The sequence below is a fragment of the Amycolatopsis albidoflavus genome (assembly GCF_039525725.1).
In the GTDB taxonomy this organism is placed as follows: Bacteria; Actinomycetota; Actinomycetes; order Mycobacteriales; family Pseudonocardiaceae; genus Amycolatopsis; species Amycolatopsis albidoflava.
Map to the genome: position 1 here is coordinate 1 of NZ_BAAAHV010000033.1, position 21158 is coordinate 21158.

13 protein-coding genes and 1 rRNA gene are annotated in these 21158 nt (G+C 68.6%); 5 read left to right on the plus strand and 9 right to left on the minus strand.

The window, feature by feature from the left end:
* From ABD156_RS46370 to ABD156_RS46385, 4 genes are all read right to left on the minus strand, one after another.
* Window positions 1-60 (minus strand): 16S ribosomal RNA (locus tag ABD156_RS46370); the annotation flags it as partial.
* A 683-nt stretch (window positions 61-743) separates the two neighbouring features.
* The gene (locus ABD156_RS46375; protein ID WP_344288386.1) at window positions 744-2330 is read right to left on the minus strand and encodes an amidase; all 1587 of its coding nucleotides are present in this window, start codon (window positions 2328-2330) and stop codon (window positions 744-746) included.
* Window positions 2331-2373: 43 nt separating this feature from the next.
* The gene (gene glnA / locus ABD156_RS46380; protein ID WP_344288388.1) at window positions 2374-3717 is read right to left on the minus strand and encodes a type I glutamate--ammonia ligase; all 1344 of its coding nucleotides are present in this window, start codon (window positions 3715-3717) and stop codon (window positions 2374-2376) included.
* A 64-nt stretch (window positions 3718-3781) separates the two neighbouring features.
* Window positions 3782-5071, minus strand: a complete 1290-nt coding sequence (locus tag ABD156_RS46385) for an MFS transporter (RefSeq protein ID WP_344288391.1) — start codon at window positions 5069-5071, stop codon at window positions 3782-3784.
* A 92-nt stretch (window positions 5072-5163) separates the two neighbouring features.
* Between ABD156_RS46385 and ABD156_RS46390 the strand changes: the two genes are divergently transcribed.
* Complete coding sequence (locus ABD156_RS46390) at window positions 5164-5799, plus strand: LppX_LprAFG lipoprotein (RefSeq protein WP_344288393.1); 636 nt, start codon at window positions 5164-5166, stop codon at window positions 5797-5799.
* 51 nt (window positions 5800-5850) lie between these two features.
* On the opposite strand, the gene ABD156_RS46395 is transcribed toward ABD156_RS46390, so the two are convergent.
* Entirely contained in the window at window positions 5851-7473 is a 1623-nt protein-coding gene (locus ABD156_RS46395; protein ID WP_344288395.1) for an alpha/beta hydrolase, read from the minus strand.
* Window positions 7474-7573: 100 nt separating this feature from the next.
* On the opposite strand from ABD156_RS46395, the gene secA2 reads away from it, so the two are divergent.
* The 3 genes from secA2 to ABD156_RS46410 all read left to right on the plus strand — a co-directional run bounded on the left by secA2 (window position 7574) and on the right by ABD156_RS46410 (window position 12977).
* Window positions 7574-9913, plus strand: a complete 2340-nt coding sequence (gene secA2, locus ABD156_RS46400; RefSeq protein ID WP_344288397.1) for an accessory Sec system translocase SecA2 — start codon at window positions 7574-7576, stop codon at window positions 9911-9913.
* Window positions 9914-10016: 103 nt separating this feature from the next.
* Window positions 10017-11738: an NAD+ synthase gene (locus tag ABD156_RS46405; RefSeq protein WP_344288399.1), complete on the plus strand. Its 1722-nt coding sequence runs from the start codon at window positions 10017-10019 to the stop codon at window positions 11736-11738.
* Between the two features lie 705 nt (window positions 11739-12443).
* Window positions 12444-12977, plus strand: a complete 534-nt coding sequence (locus tag ABD156_RS46410) for a methylated-DNA--[protein]-cysteine S-methyltransferase (RefSeq protein WP_344288401.1) — start codon at window positions 12444-12446, stop codon at window positions 12975-12977.
* 853 nt (window positions 12978-13830) lie between these two features.
* Here ABD156_RS46410 and ABD156_RS46415 read toward each other — a convergent pair.
* From ABD156_RS46415 to lysX, 3 genes are all read right to left on the minus strand, one after another.
* Window positions 13831-14412, minus strand: coding sequence for a DinB family protein (locus ABD156_RS46415; RefSeq protein ID WP_344288403.1), 582 nt, complete (start codon window positions 14410-14412; stop codon window positions 13831-13833).
* Window positions 14413-14419: 7 nt separating this feature from the next.
* Window positions 14420-15028 (minus strand): hypothetical protein, encoded by a 609-nt coding sequence (locus ABD156_RS46420; RefSeq protein WP_344288405.1) that lies wholly within the window; start codon window positions 15026-15028, stop codon window positions 14420-14422.
* A gap of 643 nt (window positions 15029-15671) precedes the next feature.
* The gene (lysX, locus tag ABD156_RS46425; RefSeq protein ID WP_344288407.1) at window positions 15672-18995 is read right to left on the minus strand and encodes a bifunctional lysylphosphatidylglycerol synthetase/lysine--tRNA ligase LysX; all 3324 of its coding nucleotides are present in this window, start codon (window positions 18993-18995) and stop codon (window positions 15672-15674) included.
* Window positions 18996-19290: 295 nt separating this feature from the next.
* Between lysX and panB the strand changes: the two genes are divergently transcribed.
* The gene (gene panB, locus ABD156_RS46430; RefSeq protein ID WP_344288409.1) at window positions 19291-20181 is read left to right on the plus strand and encodes a 3-methyl-2-oxobutanoate hydroxymethyltransferase; all 891 of its coding nucleotides are present in this window, start codon (window positions 19291-19293) and stop codon (window positions 20179-20181) included.
* 32 nt (window positions 20182-20213) lie between these two features.
* Here panB and ABD156_RS46435 read toward each other — a convergent pair whose 3' ends face one another.
* Window positions 20214-21152 carry a cytochrome c oxidase assembly protein gene (locus ABD156_RS46435; RefSeq protein WP_344288411.1) on the minus strand — a complete coding sequence of 313 codons (939 nt, stop codon included), beginning with the start codon at window positions 21150-21152 and terminating at the stop codon, window positions 20214-20216.
* Window positions 21153-21158: the final 6 nt, after the last annotated feature.

Consider the following 21158-nt stretch of genomic DNA (forward strand, 5'->3'; position numbering starts at 1 on the left):
TTGCATGTGTTAAGCACGCCGCCAGCGTTCGTCCTGAGCCAGGATCAAACTCTCCAACAATGCTGTACGAGTTCGATCGAGACTACTCTCAATCAATCATTCTCAAAGGAAACCCCGACGAGGGGGTTTCATATAAGCTCTACTGGCTTAGTTCACTAGCACACTGTTGAGTTCTCAAGCAACACACCCCGAACCAAACCCGGAATCAACCAGGCCAAGCTCGATGCGTTATTTCAAGCTTTTGGTCGAGCATGCCGGTACCTACAAGCTAGTCGTAGGGAGTCGGCGGCCGCTCGTGGGCCGACGCTGAACATTACCTGGTCCGTTTCGCGGTGTCAACCCGCTCGGCCCTGGCTCCTGGTCGGTGAGGCTTTCGGCCCCGCCGGCCCGGTGTTCCTGGCGACGAAGAGAAGATTACATGCCTTCCAACCACCCGAAAACAGGGGGGTCACTTAACGGCATCGACGCTGGTCAGAGCCTTGACAGCGGGTCGATTCGACCGGTTCGCGGGTGCCCGGGAGCGCTCGGACGGGCTCCGGAGAGCCCTTGAGTGACCCAGGTCTCCGCCCAGACGCCCTCGAACCAGCCCAAGTCCACCCCTTCGCGGACACCCGCGCAACCCGATTACGCAGGTCAGCCAGCTGCGCAGGCCCACCGATCCGCAGCGGCACCTGCCGAAAACGAAAGCGGCCGGCCAGTGCAGTGCACTGACCGGCGGCCGACAAGCCATCACCCCGAAAGGCTTACCCAGGCAACCGGGGCAGGTACCGAGGCGGAACCCGAGCCGGTGCGACCCGCGTGTAGTCCGCGGCCAGCGCGAGCATCTTCCCGTCGCTCCACTGTCCGCCCATGAACGAAATCCCCACCGGCAGCGGTCCGACCGAACCGGCCGGGACGGTGACGGCCGGGTACCCCGCCACCGCGGCCGGGGTCGAGGACGGGATCACGTCGTTGTCGCCGACCTTGCAGTCCGTCTTCCAGGCCGGCGGGTTGGTCGGCGACGCGATGGCGTCCAGGTCGTACTTCGCGAGGGTCTCGTCCACCGACCGGCGCGACAGGTCCTGCAGCTCGGCCCGGTTCTTCAGGTAGGTCGGATCCTGCGGGCCGGGCGCGGCGAGCGCCTGCTCGAACAGTTCCTGACCAGCGAAGCAAGTGCGTTCCAGCGGGTCAGCGCGGTTGTACGCGATGAGGTCCGCCAGGTTCCGCGGGCCGGTGGGGCGCGTGGCGAGATAGGCGTCGATGTCGCGGTGGAACTCGGTCAGCAGCGCCGGGAACTCCAGCGCCGAGAGCCGGTCCTGGTACGGCAGGGTCACCTCGACGACTGTCGCACCGGCGCGTTCCAGCGAGGCTTTCGTCTTGCTGACCACGGCGTCCGTGTCCGGGCCGAGCACCGGCAGCCGCCACAGGCCGATCCGGGCGCCCCGCAGGACGCCGGGGCGGAGAAGTTTCGCGTAGTCGGTCGGCTGGGTCGACGGGTAGCGCAGGGTGGCCGGGTCGGACGGGTCGCGACCCTGCAGCACCGAGAGCGTCAGCGCGGTGTCGACGACGTTGCGCGCGATGGGTCCCGCCGTGTCCTGTTCCGCGGAGATCGGCACGACGCCGGTGCGGCTGACGAGCCCCAGACTCGGTTTGTGGCCGACGGTCGCGGTCATCCCGGCCGGGCACACGATCGACCCGTCGGTCTCGCTGCCGATCGCCACCTGCGCGAGCGACGCGGCGACGCCCGCCGCGGAGCCGGCGGAGGACCCGCACGGGTTGTGGTCCAGGACGTACGGGTTGTTGGTCTGCCCGCCAACGCCGGACCAGCCGGAAGTCGGCTTCGCGGCGCGGAAGTTGGCCCATTCGGACAGGTTCGCCTTGCCGAGGATCACCGCTCCCGCATCGCGCAGCCGGGTGATCAGCGTGGCGTCCTTCGCCGGGCGGCTCCGCAGCGCGCGCGAACCGGCGGTGGTCTGCTGGTCGTGGGTGTCGACGTTGTCCTTGACCAGCACCGGGATCCCGTCGAGCGGACCGCGGGTGCGACCGGTCCGGTGCCGGACGTCGCTGGCCGCGGCCTGCGCGAGCGCGGCCGGGTTGAGCGCGAGGACGGCGTTGACCTTCGGGTCCAGCACCCGGATCCGGGCGAGGTACGCGCTGGTCAGCCGGGTCGGAGTGAGCTGACCGGTCGCCATCCGGTGCTGCAGGAACGGGATGTCGGCGCGATCGAGGTCGAAGTGCAGGCCCGCCGCGTCGACCGCGGGTTCATCCTGCATCGCGACCGCCGGCGGCGCGGTGGCCAAGCCCGCCGCCGCGACCAGTGCGGCGAGTACGGCGGGCAGTCTTTTTCCCATGTTCCGATGCCTCCCCAACGTCGGAGCACGGCCCGGGGGCCCGTCAGAGCATCGGCAACAGGGTCCGGAGCTCGTACGGAGTGACCGCGCTCCGGTAGTTGTCCCACTCGACCCGCTTGTTGCGCAAGAAGAAGTCGTAAACGTGCTCGCCGAGCGCTTCCGGCAGCAGTTCCGACTTCTCCATCTCGGCAAGCGCCTCGCCGAGGTTCTGCGGCAACTGCGAGTAACCGGCGGCACGGCGTTCGGAGTCCGACAGCTGCCAGATGTTGTCCTCGGCGGGCGGCGGCAGCTCGTAGCCCTTTTCGATGCCCTTCAGCCCCGCGGCCAGTATGACCGAGTAGGCCAAGTACGGGTTGCACGCCGAATCGAGCGTCCGGATCTCCACGCGCCGCGACGAGGCCTTGCCCGGCGAGTACATCGGCACGCGCACGAGCGCCGAGCGGTTCGCCCTGCCCCACGACACCGTCGTCGGAGCCTCGCTGCCGCTGATCAGCCGTTTGTAGGAATTGACCCACTGATTGGTGACGGCGGAGATTTCCTTGGCGTAGTGCAGGACGCCGGCGACGAACGCCTTGCCGGTCTCGGAAAGCTCGTGCGGGTCCTCCGCGTCGTAGAACGCGTTGCGGTCGCCTTCGAACAGGCTGACGTGGGTGTGCATGCCGGAGCCGGGCTGGTCGGTGAACGGCTTCGGCATGAAGGTCGCGCGCACGCCCTGGGTCAGCGCGACCTCCTTGACGACGTAACGGAACGTCATCACGTTGTCGGCCATGGTCAGCGCGTCGGCGTAGCGAAGGTCAATTTCCTGCTGACCCGGCGCGCCCTCGTGGTGGCTGAACTCGACCGAGATGCCCATCGCCTCGAGGGTCTCGATCGCGTGCCGGCGGAAGTGCGTCGCGGTGGCGTGGCTGGCCTGGTCGAAGTAGCCGCCGTTGTCGGCGGGCTCGGGCTCGCTGCCGTCGTCGGGGAGGTTGGCGAGCAGGAAGAACTCGATCTCCGGGTGCACATAGCAGGTGAACCCGGCCTCGCTGGCCTTCGACAGCTGGCGGCGCAGCACGTGCCGCGGGTCGGCCCAGGACGGCGAACCGTCGGGCATCGCGATGTCGCAGAACATCCGCGCGGAGTACGGGCCGCCCTCCGGGGTCTCCCACGGCAGCACCTGGAACGTAGATGGGTCGGGCTTGGCGACCATGTCCGACTCGTAGACGCGCGCGAAGCCTTCGATGGCCGAGCCGTCGAACCCGATGCCCTCGCTGAACGCGCCCTCCAGTTCGGCGGGCGCGACCGCGACGGACTTCAGAAATCCCAGCACGTCGGTGAACCACAGGCGAACGAAACGGATGTCGCGCTCTTCCAAAGTGCGGAGCACGAATTCCTGCTGGCGATCCATGGCCGAACCCTAACCAGCACGTGTTAACGCCATGTTTCACGGGTCACCCACATCGGAGACGGGTTCACGCGAGGTGGGCGAGCTGGGGTTTCTGAGTTTTGCTTGACCGGGTGATCGACAGCGACGCGACCGAGGCGATGACCGCGAGCCCGGCGGCGACGTACCAGGCGACCGCGTAATCGCCGAGCTGGTCGCGCACCGCGCCGGCGGCGGAAGCGGCGAACGCCGCGCCCAGCTGGTGGCAGGCGAAAACCCAGCCGAACACGATCGGCCCGGCTTCGCCGAAGGAGCGGATGCAGAGCGCGACCGTCGGCGGAACGGTCGCCACCCAGTCGAGGCCGTAGAAGAGGATGAACGCCCACATGCTCGGCTGGACCGAATTCGTGAACAGCTGCGGCAACAGGGCGAGCGAAACTCCCCGCAACGCGTAGTAGACGCCGAGCAGGATCCGTGGGTCGACACGGTCGGTGAGCCATCCCGACGCGATCGTTCCCACCACGTCGAAGACGCCGACCAGCGCGAGCAGGCTCGCCGCGGTCGTCTGCGGCATGCCGTGGTCGTGCGCGGCCGGGACGAAGTGTGTGCTGACCAACCCGTTCGTGGTCGCCCCGCAGATGGCGAACCCGATAGCGAGCAGCCAGAACGTACGGGTGCGCGCGGCCTGGAACAGCACCGTCAACCCTCGGCGGACAGTGCCGACCTTCGGGGCCGGGCGCTCCACTTCGGTGCCTTCGGGCGCTCCGTACGCGACAGTGCCGACGTCGGCAGGATGATCGCGTACGGCCAACAGCACGACCGGGACCACCGCGAGAGCCGCGATGGCAATGACCATGGACGCAGTCCGCCAGCCGTCGTCCACCGCGAGCGACGCGATCAACGGCAGGAAGATCAGCTGACCGGTCGCTCCGGCGGCGGTCAGTACGCCAGTTACGACACCGCGGTGGCGGACGAACCAACGCGTCGCGACCATCGCGGCGAAGCTCATCGCCATCGAGCCGGTACCGAGGCCGACGAGCACGCCCCAGCAGAGGATCAGCTGCCAGCTGGCGCTCATGAAGACCGTGCCGCCCGCGCCGAGCGCGACGACGCACAGCGCGGTAGCCGCGACCCGGCGGATACCGAACCGTTCCATCAGCGCCGCGGCGAAGGGCGCGAAGAGGCCGTATAGGACGAGGTTGACCGAGACGGCGGAGCCGATCGTGGCGCGGGACCAACCGAACTCTTCGTGCAGCGGATCGATCAGGACACCCGGCGCGGCGCGGAAGCCGGCGGCGGCGAGGAGGGCGACGAACGCGGCCGCCGCGACGAACCAGGCGCGGTGCAGGCGGCGGGCAGGACGAGTCTCAACGGTCACGAGCAGTCAGTCTGGTGCGCTCGGACCTCTGTCGACAGTGGCCGGAAGGACACCATCCGAAAGGATCGGGCCAACCAAGTAGGCTCTCGGCCATGCTCAGCCGACGTGTCCTGCCGGCGCTGCTGCTCCTCGGGCTGGTCGGCGGTTGCACCGCGGCACCCCCCTTGCCCGCGGCGGACGGATTGCTCTCCGCCGCCAAGGAGAACTTCTCCAAGGTCCGCAGCCTGCACTTCTCGGTCGGCGTCAATGGCGTACTGCCCGGCCTGCCGATGACGAAGCTCGTCGGCAACGCGACGCTCAAGAACGGCGGGCAGGCGAGCGGCAGCGCGGAATTCACCGATCGGTCGTTCTCGTTCACCGTCTCCGGGCACACCGCGACCGCCAAGGACACGAAGGGTGGCGAAACGAGCGGTCCCACGACTTTCCCGGTCAGCCGGTTCCTCGGTCCGCACGGCGGTCTGATCCGTCTGCTCGGCTCGCTCCAGCAGCCGAAAACCGAAATCCGCGAGACGATCCAGCACGTCGACGGCTACCGCGTCGGCGGAACTGTGCCCCAGGCTGTCGCGGCGGCGCTGGTACCGCAGATCCACGCGGACGTGAACGTGAAGATCTGGGTGACGGCGGCGGAACCGCGCCGCTTCGCGCGGATGTGGCTGCAGGTGCCACCGGCGACAATGCGCGACAGCCCGGTGATGTACGAGGTGCTGCTGACGGATCAGCAGCCCTAGCGGTCTCCGGCTCGGGCGTCGCCGCCACAACCGTCGCGAGCCAGCGCGACCTCAGCTGGACTTACAGCGAGTGCCGTCCGGCGGCGTCGTGCCGTCGATCAGGTACGCCGACCCCGCCTTGTCGACGCACGCGTTGCCCTGCAGGAACACCGTGTGCTGCGTCCCCTCGAAGGTCAACAGCGAACCCTTCAACGCTTTCGCGAGATTCACGCCCGCCTGGTACGGCGTCGCCGGGTCATTCGTGGTCGAGATCGTCAGAGTCTTCGGCAGGCCCTCGACGTTCGGCTCATGCGGCTTCGACGTGTTCGGCACCGGCCAGAACGCGCACGCGTCGCGAGCGGAGCTGGCTTTGCGGCCGTCGTCGAGGAACGGCGCGGCCTTTACGTATTTCTCCTGGCCTTCGAGGATCTGCTTCGGATCGGTGACTCGAGGATCATCGACGCAGCGGATCGCGATGAAGGCGTCCTGCGTGGTGCCGTAGGTGCCGTCCGGGTTGCGCTCGTTGTAGATGTCGGCCAGTTTCTCCAGCGTCGTGCCGCGCTGCAGCCTCAGCTCGTTCAGCCCCGTGTTCAGGTACTCCCAGAGATTCTGCTGGTAGAGGGCCTGTATGGCGCCAGTGGTCGCATCGTCGTACGACAGCTTGCGGCCGTCGCCCACCGGAACGGGGAAGTCGATCAACCGGCGCGCGAGGTCCTGAAACTGCTTCGTCGCGTCGGCGGGGTCGTGGCCGAGCGCGCAGTCCTGACGCGCCGCGCACCACTTCGCGAATTCGTTGAACGCTCCGCCGAAGCCCTGGCCCTGCGCGACGAGCGAGTCTTCCGGGCTCTGCGTCGGGTCGACAGCGCCGTCGAGAACGAGCGCACGCACGTTCTTCGGGAAGGTCTCCGCGTACGTGGACCCGATGCGCGTGCCGTACGAGTAACCGAGGTACGTGAGCTTCTCGTCGCCTAGGACGCTTCGCAGCACGTCCATGTCCTTAACGACGTCGCGCGTGCCGACGTGCGCGAGCATGTCGTCGCCGTACTTCGTCCGCTGTGTGCACTTCGCGGCGAAGTCCTTCTGTTCCGTCTCCTGCTTCGCGACGCCGGCAGGCGAACCGTCGGTCTCGCTGTCGTCGGCGCGGTCCGCGTCGCGCTCGGGTCCGGTCAGGCATTTGATCTGCGGTTCGCTGGCCCCGATCCCGCGCGGGTCGAAGCCGACAAGATCGAACCGGTCGCCCAGATCGGACTTCGACACCTGGTCCATCAGGCCCGCCGCGGCGACCATGCCCGAAGCGCCCGGTCCGCCCGGGTTCACCACGAGCGAACCGATTTTCTCGCCCGGATCGCTCGCGCGGTGCCGCAGCACGCCGATGGTGATCGCCTGCCCGTCCGGTTTGTCGTAGTTCAACGGAACCGTGAGCCGTCCGCACTCGATTCCCTGGGTCTTGAAGGCGGATCGCGCGTCGTCCGAGGTCGCGTAGGGTGCACACGCGGACCAGGACACGCTCTGCCCGTAGAACCGCTCCAGTCCGGCGGGCACCGGGCCCACCGGCGCGTGCGATTCGACCGTCGGCGCGAGCGCGGCCTGGTCGGGCTTCGACGAGCACGCCGCGAGCGTGGTCGCAAGCAGGCCGGCAGCCGCTAACGCGACGAACGGATGGACTTTCGGGCTGGCGCTGGGATGACGTGGCACGGTTTGATCGTGCCATCCGGGCGCGGAACTCGAACGCACCGTCGGCGCGTTGGGCAGTGCGGGGTGCGACCGGAGACACATCGACACGAGGAGACCAGGGGTGGCACTGATCAGCCGGGTGGGCAAGCGGCTCCGCCGGATCATCCAGCGGCCGGGCAGCGTCGAGCTGACCCGTTACGAAGCGCTGCTGCCCGCCGTCGAGAAGCTCGAACCGGAGCTGGAGAAGCTCGAGGACGCCGAGCTCACCGAGCGCGCGGGCAAGCTGCGGGACGCCATCGGCGGGGCCGCCTCGTTCACCGACAGCCAGCTGATCGAGATCTGCGCGCTCGGCCGCGAGGCCGCCCGGCGCAAGCTCGGCGAGCGGGCCTTCGACGTGCAGCTGCTCGGCACCATGGGCCTGCTCACCGGGCATGTCGTGCAGATGGAGACCGGTGAAGGCAAGACGCTCGCCGGCGCGCTCGCCGGAGCCGGGTACGCGCTGCGCGGCCGCCGGGTGCACGTGGTCACGGTCAACGACTACCTCGCCCGCCGCGACGCGGAGTGGATGGGCCCGGTGTACGACCTGCTCGGCGTCACCGTCGGCTGGGTCGAACCGGCACATTCGAAGGAGGAGCGCAAGGAGGCCTACGGCAAGGAGGTCACCTACGGCGCGGTCGCCGAAATCGGCTTCGACGTGCTGCGCGACCGCCTGGTGACCAGCGCCGACGACCTGGTGCAGAAGGCCCCCGAGGTGGCGATCGTCGACGAGGCCGACTCGGTGCTGGTCGACGAGGCGCGCGTGCCGCTGGTCATGGCCGGCTCGATCGACCACAACGACGCCGACGAGGAGGTCGCCAAGATCGTCCGGCGGCTGCGGCTCGGCCTGCATTACGAGACCGACTCCGAAGGCCGCAACGCGTGGCTGACCAGCGCCGGCGCGTCGGTCGTGGAGAAGTCGCTAGGCGGCGTCGACCTGTACGACGAGTCCGGTTCGGACCGGCTCGCCGCGGTGAACGTCGCCCTGCACGCGCACGCCCTGCTCACCCGCGACGTCGACTACCTGGTCCGCGACGGCAAGGTGCAGCTGATCAACGCCGCCCGCGGCCGCGTCGCCGAGCTGCAGCGCTGGCCGGACGGCCTGCAGGCCGCGGTCGAGGCGAAGGAGCAGGTCACCGCGACTGACCGGGGCGAGATTCTCGACTCGATCACCGTGCAGGCGCTGCTCGCGCGCTACCCCGAGGTCGCGGGCATGACCGGTACCGCCGTCGCGGTCGCCGAGCAGCTGCGCGAGTTCTACAAGCTCGAGGTCGCGGTGATCCCGCCGAACACCCCGAACGTGCGCGAGGACCAGCAGGATCGCGTTTTCGCCTCGCCGTCGCAGAAGCTGCGCGCGATCGAGGAGGAGATCCGCACGGTGCACGAGACCGGGCGGCCGATTCTCGTCGGCACCCAGGACGTCGCCGAGTCCGAGGAGCTGGCGGAAAAGCTGGCGAAGGCCGAACTGCCGTGCGTCGTGCTGAACGCGCGCAACGACGCCGAAGAGGCCGCGATCATCGCCGAGGCGGGCAAGAAGGGCGCGGTCACCGTGTCCACGCAGATGGCCGGTCGCGGTACCGACATCCGGCTGGGCGGCAGCGACGGCACGACCCGCGAGGAGGTCGCCGAGCTGGGCGGCCTGCACGTGATCGGCACCGCGCGGTATCCGTCGAGCCGTCTCGACGGGCAGCTGCGCGGCCGGTCCGGACGGCAGGGCGACCCGGGCAGCGCGATCTTCTTCGCGAGCCTCAACGACGACCTCGTGCTGTCGAACGCGCCGGATCTGCCGGACGGCATCGACGCGGACACCGAGACCGGCGAGATCACCGACCCGGCCGCGCACCGGCAGCTCAACCACGCCCAGCGCGTGGCCGAGGGCGTCGACCTGGAAATCCACCGCAACACCTGGCGCTACACCCGGCTGATCGAGCGGCAGCGCGCCGAGCTGCTGGAGCACCGCGACAAGGTGCTGCACACCGGGCTCGCGGCCGAGGAGCTGGAGAAGGCGCAGCCGGAGAAGTTCGCCGAGCTGAAGGAAAAGCTGGACGACTCCGACCGGCTCGAGCAGGTGTGCCGCGAGGTCCGGCTGTTCCACCTCGACCAGCTGTGGTCGGACCACCTGGCGTACCTCACCGACGTGCGCGAGAGCATCCACCTGCGCGCGCTGGCCCGCGAGACGCCGCTGGACGAGTTCCACCGCGCGGCGATCCCGGAATTCCACAAGATCATCGCCGAATCCGCCTCGCGGTCGGCGAAGACGCTCGAGGAAGCCGAGATCACCGACAACGGCCTCGACCTCGAGGACGTCGGCGTGCGGCGGGCGAACACGACGTGGACGTACCTGGTGCACGACAACCCGTTCGACTCGGACTTCGAGCAGACGGTCAAGAAGGTGCGCAGCATGATGCGGATGAAGAAGTCCTGATTCCTTCTTTCGAAGGGCCCCTCGCCGCGGGTGAGGGGCCCTTCGCCGTTCTCTGGCTCACCTCTGCGTAGTTTCTGTCGGTGCGGTGGGACAGAATGGCGGTATGCCGCAACTGCGCATCGCACTGGCCCAGGTCAACACCACCGTCGGCGACATCGACGGGAACACCGCGCTCACCGTCGAGTGGACCCGCAAGGCCGCCGAGGCGGGCGCGCATGTCGTCGTGTTCCCGGAGATGTCCCAAACCGGTTACCCGGTCGAGGACCTCACGCTCCGGCGCACGTTCGCCGACGCGTCCCGGCGCTCGGTGACCGAACTGGCGCGCCGGCTCGACGAGGCAGGCTGCGGCGAGGTGCTCGCGTACGTCGGCTACCTGGATCACGACGAAATCGGCCCGCGCGACGCCGCGGCGGCGCTGTACCGCGGCGAGGTCGTCGCCCGGCAGTTCAAGCACCATCTGCCGAACTACGGCGTGTTCGACGAGCACCGGTACTTCAAACCGGGCACCGAACTCGAGGTGCTGCGGCTGCACGGCGTCGACATCGGCATGGTGATCTGCGAGGACATCTGGCAGGACGGCGGCCCGATCTCCGCGCTGGGCAAGGCCGGGGTCGACCTGGTGGTCGCGCCGAACGCGTCGCCGTACGAGCGCTCGAAGGACGAACAACGGCTGCCGCTGATCGCCCGGCGAGCGGCCGAGGCGGGCGCGCCGCTGGTGTACACGAACCAGGTCGGCGGCCAGGACGATCTGGTCTTCGACGGCGACTCGCTGGTGGTCGGCGCGGACGGGACTCTGCTCGCGCGGGCGCCGCAGTTCGTGGAGCACCTGCTGGTGCTGGACTTGGACCTGCCTGCCGCGAGTGCTGCCGCCACGGGCTCTTTCGACGGGCTGGAAGTGCACCGGCGGGTGTTGAATGACTCGCCGCTGGTTGAGTACTCGCCGCTGGTCGCTCCGACGATCAGCGAACCGCTGTCGGACGAGGCCGAGGTGTGGTCGGCGCTGGTCGTCGGTTTGCGCGATTACGTGCACAAGAACGGATTTTCTTCGGTCACCTTCGGCTTCTCCGGCGGAATCGACTCGGCGGTCTGCGCGGCCCTGGCGGCGGACGCCCTCGGCGGGGACAACGTGTACGGCGTTTCGATGCCGTCGAAGTACTCGTCCTCGCACTCGCGGGATGACGCTTCCGACTTGGCGGAGCGGATCGGCGCGCACTACCGGGTCGAGCCGATCGGCGACATGGTTGACGTGTATGTGAACCAGCTGCAGCTGACCGGGCTCGCGGAGGAGAACATCCAGGCGCGGGTGCGCGGGATGCTGCTGATGGCACTGTCGAATTTGGACGGACACCTGGTGCTGGCGACCGGCAATAAGACCGAGCTGGCCGTCGGCTACTCGACCATTTACGGCGATGCGGTCGGTGCGTTCGCGCCGATCAAGGATTTGTTCAAGACGCACGTGTGGCAGCTGGCCCGGTGGCGGAACGAGGAAGCGGCCAAGCGCGGGGAAACGCCGCCGATCCCGGAAAACTCGATCACGAAGCCGCCGTCCGCGGAGCTGCGGCCGGACCAGAAGGACTCGGATTCGCTGCCGGACTACGAGCTGCTGGACGACGTCCTGGACGACTACGTCGAGAACGACCGCGGGTACGCGGACCTGATCGAGGCCGGGTTCGACCCGGAAACGATCGACCGGGTCGTGCGGCTGGTCGACCGAGCCGAGTACAAGCGGCGGCAGTACCCGCCGGGCACGAAGATCACGTTCAAGGCGTTCGGCCGGGATCGACGGCTTCCGATGACGAACGGGTGGCGGGAACGGAAGTCCTGACCGGGGGGGTTCCTGGGGGTTCTGGGTTCTGGGTTCTGGGAGGTTCCCGGGGATTCTCGGGGTTCCGGCCTTGTCAGGTTTCGGGAGCCGGGTGAGGGAACGGACGTCCTGATCGGGGTTCCAGTTTTCGCCCAGCGTCGGCGCTCGGCGGCGGGCGGAGTCCTCACCCGGTTGCGGCTTCGCCAGGCATCGGCCCTCGGCGGCCGAACGCAACCCTCACCGGGGTTCCGGCTTCGCCAGGCTTCGGAGCTCGACGGAGAACCGAGTCCTCAACGGGGGTTCCGGCTTCGCCGAGCCTCGGAGGCCAGTGGCGGGAACGGAAGTCCCGACCGGAACTTCCACGTTCGCCAGGCCTCAGGGCCGGGCGACGGAGCAGAGTCGTGACCGGAGCTTCCAGCTTCACCAGGCTCCGAGGCGAGTCGCGGAAATGGAGTCCTGACCGCGGTTTCCAGCCTCGCCGGGGGCGCGGAGGCCGTTGGCCGGGAAGGGAAAGTCCCGAGCGGGTTTCCGGGCTTGGCCGGGTTTCGGAGGCGGGCGGCCGGGCTTCCGGTGCGACTGGCTGAGGCTTGTCTTCAGCCAGGATCGCGATCGGCTTGCCCGGGTCGCGGCCGCCGTTGCGGAGGGCGCGATCGGGTTCGCCGCGGCTCTAGGGTCGTGTCGTTTTCTCGCCAGTTTCTGTCGGTGCCGGGTCGTACGCTGGGCGGTATGACGGTTGGGTACACGGTGTTCGACACCCCGATCGGGGCGTGCGGCCTCGCTTGGCGGGACGGTACGGTGATCGGAACCGCGCTACCGGGAAGTACAGCTGAGCGGACGCGCGCGCACCTCGCGACCCGCTTCCCGGACGCGGTGGAATCGCCGGTGCCGGAGGAACTTCGCGCGGTGGTGGAGGATGTCGTCGCGCTGCTGTCGGGAGAGGCTCGCGATTTGCGTGCGGCGCCGTTGGATTACCAGGACGTGCCGGACTTCAACCGGCGCGCGTACGACGTCGCGCGGGCTATTCCGCCGGGGAAAGTTCTGACGTACGGGGATATCGCGCATCAGCTGGGTGCGCCGGGCGGAGCTCAGGCTGTCGGGCAGGCGATGGGGAACAATCCGTTTCCGATCATCGTGCCGTGCCATCGGGTTTTGGGAGCGGGCAAGAACACCGGAGGCTTTTCTGCACCGGGCGGGGTCGAGACTAAGCGGCGGATGCTGGTGATCGAAGGGGCATTTCCGGAGGAACCGACGTTGTTCTGACGGATCAGGTGCGGAAACTGGTCTGCCTTCACCGCTGATCGGCGGGGTCTCTCGAGTGTTGCCTGGCTGCTCGGGCAGAAGCCGCTTGATCAGGCTGGAGCCTTGGTGCACTCGGCCGGAATCCAGCCGCACCCCCAGTGCCGCAGGGTTTCCAACCGAGTGCACTCACCTGCCCGGCGCAGGGCGAAGGCAGTCAAAGCCGCATGGTCGGCAGCTCGTTGGCCCCAGCTAGCCGACCGGCCGGACCGTGGCAGCGAGCGGCATCCCTCCCCACGACCAGCTGGGGACGAAGCCGTCTGGTCCAGCTCGGCCGTTGCGGCTAATCGGGCGGCCCGACCTTGAGGCCAGTCAAGTCCGCCTTGCCCCCTCGTCGCGGCTACCGGCCAACGCGACCTTCAGCGAGCCCAACGCCCTGGCTCACCAGTAACGGCCAACCAGCCGGCTCAACCTCCAGCCAGTCCAGCTCGCCAGCCCAACCCGGACGGCCAATCAGCCGACCCAAACCTTCAGCGAACCCAAGGCTCCTGGCTCACCCGTCACGGCCAACCAGCCAACCCGACCTCAAGCCAGACCAACTCACCCAGCCCAACCGCCACGGCTAACAAGCCAACCCGACTTCCAGCCAGACCGACCCACCTGGCCCAACTGCCACGGCCAAGCAGCCAACCCAACCTCCAGCCAAACCGACCCACCTAACCCAACCGCCACGGCTAACCAACCAGCCCAACCTCAAGCCAGACCAACTCACCCAACCCATCCGATACGGCTAATCAGCCAACCTCGCCCAGCCAACCCACCTCGGCTGGGCTCAACCACGGCGGCTAACCGGGCACCTAACCAGCGAAAACTCGGCTCATTCCGCCGGTTTCCACGGTTTCAGCCAGTCCGTCTCCGGCCAGCCCTCCGCGGCGGCTTGCAGGGGCATGGCCGTGGCACCGTCCAGGGATTCGCGGACGATGTCGGCGTGGCCGGCGTGGCGGGCGGTTTCCTCGATCAGGTGCAGCAGCACCCAGCGGACCGACCAGGCCGACACGTCGTCCGGGAACCACGGCACGTCTTTCGGGACCGGGACTTCCTGGTTCAGGTCCTCGATGCCGGCGATGACCTCTTCGGTGCGGGCGGCGACTTCGTCGTAGGCCGCGATCGCCGACTCCAGCGTCTCGTCCGGGCCGAGGCGGTAGTTTTCCTGGTAGGTCGCCATGCTTTCGGCGAAGGGCTTCGGCGGGATGCGCAGCACGTGGTCGATCCAGCCGCTTTCGGTGGACGACACGTGTTTCAGCAGCCCGCCCACGCTCAGGGCGCTCGCGCTGGGCACGGCGCGCGCCTGATCGTCGGTCAGGCCGTACGCGGCGGTCTTCATCGCTTGCCGCTGCTGGGCCAGGAAACCGAGCAAACCGCCGCGTTCGTCGGGGGTTGGGGAGACTTTGCCAGCCATGGGGGCCTCACTTCCGGTGTCTGTTGCTCCGCAGCATCGCACCCGCCACCGACAATTTTCGGCCGCGGACCGGAACCGGGGTCTGCACGACGTACGCGCCGCCGATCACGACCTGCGCCGCGTGCACCACCAGTTGCACCCGGGTGAACACGCCCTCCAAGTGCCCGGCCAGCGTCGACGCCACCACCAGCGCCCACGCGACCAGCACCACCACCAGGCAGCCCACGGCACAGGCTCGCCACCCCGACGGCCACCAAAAGACCAGGCTGAACGCCCCGACGGCGACGGCCGCGCTCAGCAGGTTCGGCGTCACCACAGTCTCCGGGACCCCGGCGCACACCATCAGCACGATCCCGAACACCGACACCGAAACTGACGTCAGCCTGCCGCTCCAGTGCGCGGGCGCGAGCCGCATCAGGGCGGGGCCGGTGAAGAAAAAGGCCAGGCCGCCGATCCCCGTCGCGATCTGGAAGACCGGTTGCGCGCGGAACAGATCCCAGACCGGCTGCTCGGTCGGCGACACCCCGGTCTGCAGGAAGAACTCCAGCAGCCACGCGGAATATCCCGCCAAACCCAGTCCGAGCAGGACTATCAAAGCCACCCGCGCAGCACGCACTTGCCCACCCTAAGCGAATCTCTGCGACGAAGTGCCGGATGGTGTCACACCCGTGACTTACCGGAGGTTCCGGACACCATCCGCTACCACGAACTCACGCACCGAATCCCTGGGGGAGGCTACCGGATCATGGTTGGCGGGTTGCCAATACCTGCCTCGAACGTGAGGGATGCTCGGGATTCGGCCGGGGACACTGGGGCAAGCGGCATTCGGCCAGGGACAACGAGGGCAAGCAGCGTCCGGCCGGATGCGGTGAGGGGATGACCCGAAACCGGCCAGGCTGCGGGTTTTTGGCGGCTGGCCACAGGGTGCCCACGAGGCTGGGCGCAGGGCACTCACGAGGCTGGTCGCTGGGACGACCGGGCGGCTGGCCGCGGGCGATGACTAGGCGTCCGGTAATCCGCAGACGGGATGCGCCTGCGGTCGGGCGCAGGCGGCGCCGTGTCCGCGATTGCCGACATCCGCCGAGTCGATGGCAGCAGCGAGGCACCTGCGACCACGAATCGCAGCGGGTGGCCAGCTGGGCACTATGTCGCAGACACCGAGAGCGGACAGCCGAGGGCGCGTCCCCAAGCACCGAAAGCAAGTCAGCGGAAGCAATAGGCCCAGCGGTCACCGCAGCCAAGGTCAAGGCCCGAAAACCTCACCCCTGCGGACGAACGAACGGGAATAGCACCGTCTGCCGAATCGACGTTCCGCTCAGCATCATCAGCAGCCGGTCCACTCCGAGGCCCAAGCCGCCGGTCGGCGGCATTCCGTGTTCCAGCGCCAGCAGGAAGTCCTCGTCCAGCTCCATCGCCTCGACATCCCCGCTCGCCGCGCGCAACGACTGCGCCTCCAGCCGGCGGCGCTGTTCGAGCGGGTCGGTGAGCTCGGTATACGCGGTCCCGACTTCCGAACCGAACGCGATCAGGTCCCAGCGTTCGGCCAGGAGCGGGTCCGTGCGGTGCTGGCGGGTCAGCGGGGACACCTCGGTCGGGTAGTCCGTGTAGAAGGTCGGCAGGACCGTCGAGCCCTCCACCAGGTGTTCGTGTGCCTTCAACACCAGGTCGCCTGCGCTGGCTTCCTCGGGCACGGGAACTCCGGCGGCGGCGCACAGCTTCCGCAAAGTGGCGATGGGGGTGTGCGAGTCGATTTCCTCGCCAAGGGCGTCCGACACGGCCTTGTGCACAGGGATCACGGGCCAGTCGCCGGAGATGTCGTGTTCAACGACGCGGCCGTTGGCGTCGGGGCGTCGCACGATCTGTGCGCCGTACGCGGCTTCGGCGGCGTACTGGATCAGGTCGCGCATCAGGTGGCGCATGGCGTTGTAGTCCGCGTACGCCTGATACGCCTCCAGCATCGTGAATTCCGGGTTGTGGGTCGCGTCCACGCCCTCGTTGCGGAAGTTCCGGTTCAGCTCGAAAACCCGCTCGACGCCGGCCACGCACAGGCGCTTCAGGTACAGCTCCGGGGCGATCCGCAGGTACATCCGCATGTCGTAGGCGTTGATGTGCGTGACGAACGGCCGCGCGTTGGCGCCGCCGTGAATGGTCTGCAGCATCGGGGTTTCGACCTCGAGGAAGTCGCCCTGGTGCAGGCGTTCGCGGACGGCGCGGACGACCGTCGAGCGCAGGCGCAGCATGTTCGCGGAGTCTGGGTTGACCGCCAGGTCCAGGTAGCGCTGACGGACTCGCGTCTCCGGGTCGGTGAGGCCCTTTCGCTTGTCCGGCAACGGATGCAGGCACTTCGCGGTGACGGTCCATTCGTCCACCAGCACCGACAGCTCGCCTCGGCGGGACGTGATCACCTCGCCGCTCACGCCGACGTGGTCGCCAAGGTCTACGCCGGTGCGCCAGCCGGTGAGATCGAGGACCTTCGCGTCGAGCATCAGCTGCAGTTCGCCGGAGAAGTCCTTGATCCGGGCGAAACACAGGCCGCCGAGGGTGCGCAGGGCCAGCACTCGCCCGGCTACCCGGACGCGTTTTCCGGTGTGGGAATCCGGTTCCAGCCCGGAAAACGTGTGCACGATGTCGCCGAGCTGGTCTTCGCGGGAGAAGCCAACGGGGTACGGGTCCACCCCGAGTTCCCGCAGTTTGTCCACTTTGGCCACTCGCACGCGCACCTGTTCCGGACGCCGCTTGGGCCGCGGCACGACCTGCGCCGCTTCCTCGTCGATGCGCCGGACCTGTGCGACGAAGTCCTCCCCCACGTTCTCCAGCCGCAGCGAACGCGCGCGTCCGGTGGGCACGAAGCCCTCCAGCGCGCCCGCGACGATGCCGACTCGCGGAAGCCGCCGCGCCGAGGAGTAGCAGAGGAAGCGCGGTTCCCACTCCGGGCCGTACTTGGCGTTGGACCGGTACAGCGATTCCAGCTGGAAGAACCGCGACGCGACACCGAGCACCGCACGCCACGCGCGCAGCACCGGGCCGGCGCCGATGCGCTCGCCTTCGGAGAACACCGCACGGAACATCGCGAAGTTCAGCGAGATCCGCTGCGCGCCGACATGCTGCGCGGCCGCGACGACCTCGGCGACCATGAACTCGTTGAGCCCGTTTTCAGCGTCCCGGTCACGGCGCATCAAGTCGAGCGAGAGGCCCCGACGGCCCCATGGCACGAACGACAGCAGGCCGCGCAGTTCGCCGCGAGCGTCGTACGCCTCGACCATCACGCTGCGGCCGTCGCTCGGGTCGCCGAGACGGCCGAGCGCCATCGAGAAGCCACGCTCGGTCTCGTCGACGCGCCACTGCTGCGCGCGGGCGAGCAGCTGCACCATTTCGTCTTCGGGGATTTCGCTGTGCCGACGGACCTGCGCGGTGTACCCGGCGCGCTGGATCCGTTTCACCGCCTGTCGCACGGACTTCCGCTCAGGACCGGTAAGAGAGAACTCTCGGACGTCGAGGACCGCTTCGTCGCCGATCTGCAGCGCGCGCAGCCCCGCCGCGGCGTACGCCTTCGCGCCCTTCTCGCTCGCGCCGAGCACGCCAGGCGTCCAGCCGTACGTACGCGCCTCGTGGAGCCACGCCTGCACCGCGTCCGGCCACGCGTCAGGGTCGCCGATCGGGTCCGCGCTCGCCACTGTGGTGCCGGCGAGCACGCGGTACGTCACCGCGGCGCGGCCGTTGGGCGCGAACATGACGCTCTTGTCGCGACGCGTGGCGAAGTAGCCGAGAGAGTCGTCCTCGCCGTACTCGCCCAGCAGACGACGCAGCTGCAGCTCTTCGTCGTCTGTCCGAATGCGACGGCTGCGTACGCCGCGGAAGAGCGTGTACAGCGCGGCAGTGGACACGAAGGTCGCGCCGAGGTCGAGGACGACGTCGATCCACGCCGGTCCCTCGCCGACGCCGATGCGGCGCAGCTGCAGGTTCTCGCCGGTGGCGTGGTTGACCACCCAGGCGAACCGCTCCCACGCGTCGCCAAGGCTGCCCGGGAATACCTCGGTGAGTGCCCAGCCGCACACGATCACCGCGAGGAACCCGACGAACAGCACGGAAAGGCCGTTCCACCAGGCGCCGGGTGCGAGCCGAGCGGGGAACGCGGGGCGCAGCGACAGCAGGAACACGATGAGCAGGATCGAGATGACGTCGGCGACCGCGAGCGCGCCCACCTGCGTCGGGATGTGCCGCATTTGGCGGGCAGTGAGAGTCAGCAGGTCGGGAGCCCACAGCAGCAGCGCCTGCAGGACCAGTGTGGTCACCAGGCCGGCGACCTGGAACAGCACCAGCACGTACAGCGCGGCCTTCTTGCGCCTGCGCAGCGCCGCCCCGAGCACCACGAGCAGCAGCACGATCACCAGGCTCGAACTGGTCGGCACGCTCACCGCGCCGAAGGCCATGTCGATGCCGTTCAGCAGGTGCCCGTGCCGTCCGCCGGCGAGCAGCAGCACGATCGAAAAGATCGCCGCGAGCTGCACGACAGTGGCCACGAGACCGCCGGCGCGGGCCTTCCAGCCGAGGCTGCGCGGGCGGGCGCTCACTGGGGTTCCCATTGGATCCTTTCCGTGCGGCTCCGCCGCTCCGTTGAGGGAGGTGGTGGGGCGGCAGCCGGGCTTTCTTGCGGCGCTGCCGTGTCTAGGGAGGCGCCGGACTTTCTCACCACCGGACGCATATCGGTCCGATGCCTATCAAGACGTCACAGGAGGCAAAACGGTTGTCGCTACCCGGCCGTGTGAAGCTGGTCGCACGACCTTGGGGCCCTCCCGCGCGCGTGTCACGCTGTGTCCGGTACTGACTCCACGACCCGGGGACCTCAGCGAGGCCTCGAGGGAAGGACGGTCGACGACGATGTCTGCCCAGTCTGCCCAACCCGACGGCGCCTCCGGCGAGGTGGCCGCCCCTTACGGAACCGGCCCGGCGACGGGCGCCGGCCCGGCCAAGCCTCGGAAAGTCCGGATTCATCATCTGCGCGAGCTGAAGGACCGCGGCGAACCGTGGCCCATGCTCACCGCTTACGACATGTATACCGCCGAGCTTTTCGACGAAGCAGGCATCCCCGTGCTGCTGGTCGGCGACTCCGCGGCGAACAACGTGTTCGGTTACGACACGTCGCTGCCGGTCACCGTCGACGAACTGCTCCCGCTGGTCCGCTCGGTCACCCGGGCGGCCAAACGCGCGCTCGTGGTGGCCGATCTGCCGTTCGGTTCCTACCAGCTGTCCCCGGAGCAGGCGCTGGCCACGTCCGTCCGGTTCATGAAGGAGGGCCGCGCGCACGCGGTCAAGCTCGAAGGCGGGCACCGGTTCGCGGCGCACGTCGAGGCGCTCACCTCGGCCGGGATCCCGGTCATGGGCCACATCGGCTTCACCCCGCAGAGCGAGCACAACCTCGGCGGCTACCGGGTGCAGGGGCGCGGCGAAGCGGCGGAGAAGCTGCTCGCCGACGCGCTGGCCCTGCAGGAAGCCGGCGCGTTCGCGGTCGTGATGGAGATGGTGCCCGCCGAGGCGGCCAAGCGCGTCACGCACGAGCTGAAGATCCCGACGGTCGGCATCGGAGCCGGCCCGGACTGCGACGCCCAGGTGCTGGTCTGGCAGGACATGGCCGGGCTGCGCCGCGGCAAGGCGCCGCGGTTCGTGAAGCGGTACGCCGACGTCGCCGGGGTGCTGCAGAGTGCCGCGACGGCGTTCGCCGAGGACGTCCGGCGCGGCGAGTTCCCCGCGCCTGAGCACGCGTTCCACTGAGTCGCCTCGTGAGTGCCGGTGCGAGCCGGCACTCACGAGCGGCGGAACCGTTCGGCGAGTTCCGGATCGTTCTCCCACCACAATCCCTTCGCCGGTGCTTCGCCTGCCGCTGCCTCCTCGTCCAGTTTCCGGTCGAGCCGTTTCGCCCGTTTTTCGTCGTCGCGGGCCCACCTGATGAAGAGCGCGCCGACGAACGGCAGCCCGGCGACGTCTCCGCCGATCCACAGCACGCCGGCCCCGATGATCTGGTCGGTGCGCCGGTCCGGTCCCCAGTCGCGGTGCACCGCGTCGTAGTGCGCGGGCGCGAGCAGCGGGCCGAGCCACAGCACGAGGCCGAGCGCGCCGTCGAAGACCACTTCGGTGAACGAGATCCACACCGACACCAGGTGCGAACCGTTGCGCGGCGTCGGATCGAGCTGCACACGGCTGTAGAAGTACAAGAAGCCGGCCAGCACGAGCGCCACGCGCACGAAGCCGCCGACGACCGCTGAGTCGAGCGAGAGCTCGTACAGCGGAGTGAGGTAGATAAGCAGGAACGGCGCGATCAGCACGACAGTGACGCACAGCGGGAACGTGATGAACTGCGCGAAGCTGCCACGGCCGTGCGTACGCAGCCATGTAGCGAGTTTAGGCGGCGCGGTGCGCATCAGCAGCGTCACCGGTGCGCCGAGCGCGAGCAGTAACGGCGTGACCATCAGCAGGACGGTGTTCTGCGTCGCGCGCACCCAGAACAGCGTCGTGTCGTACACGCCGAGGAACGAGCACGTGACGAGGATGAGCGTGGCCAGCCCGGAGAGGAACGCCGTGGTCCGCCCCGCTGACCACTCCTGACGGCGCGCCGCCGCGACGTAGCCGGCGCCGAGCGCGAGCGCGACGAGCACGGCCGGGACGTCCAAGGTCCAGGCCGTGAACAGCGTCGATCCGCTCAGCGGCGGCAGGTCAGGCACGATTTCGATGCGTTCAGTGTGCACCCGGCG

Excerpts from the sequence above, each read along its gene's own strand:
- ABD156_RS46375 (WP_344288386.1), bottom strand. The coding sequence starts at position 2,330 with ATGGGAAAAAGACTGCCCGCCGTACTCGCCGCACTGGTCGCGGCGGCG.
- glnA (WP_344288388.1), bottom strand. The coding sequence starts at position 3,717 with ATGGATCGCCAGCAGGAATTCGTGCTCCGCACTTTGGAAGAGCGCGAC.
- ABD156_RS46390 (WP_344288393.1), top strand. The coding sequence starts at position 5,164 with ATGCTCAGCCGACGTGTCCTGCCGGCGCTGCTGCTCCTCGGGCTGGTC.
- ABD156_RS46405 (WP_344288399.1), top strand. The coding sequence starts at position 10,017 with ATGCCGCAACTGCGCATCGCACTGGCCCAGGTCAACACCACCGTCGGC.
- ABD156_RS46410 (WP_344288401.1), top strand. The coding sequence starts at position 12,444 with ATGACGGTTGGGTACACGGTGTTCGACACCCCGATCGGGGCGTGCGGC.
- ABD156_RS46415 (WP_344288403.1), bottom strand. The coding sequence starts at position 14,412 with ATGGCTGGCAAAGTCTCCCCAACCCCCGACGAACGCGGCGGTTTGCTC.
- lysX (WP_344288407.1), bottom strand. The coding sequence starts at position 18,995 with ATGGGAACCCCAGTGAGCGCCCGCCCGCGCAGCCTCGGCTGGAAGGCC.
- panB (WP_344288409.1), top strand. The coding sequence starts at position 19,291 with ATGTCTGCCCAGTCTGCCCAACCCGACGGCGCCTCCGGCGAGGTGGCC.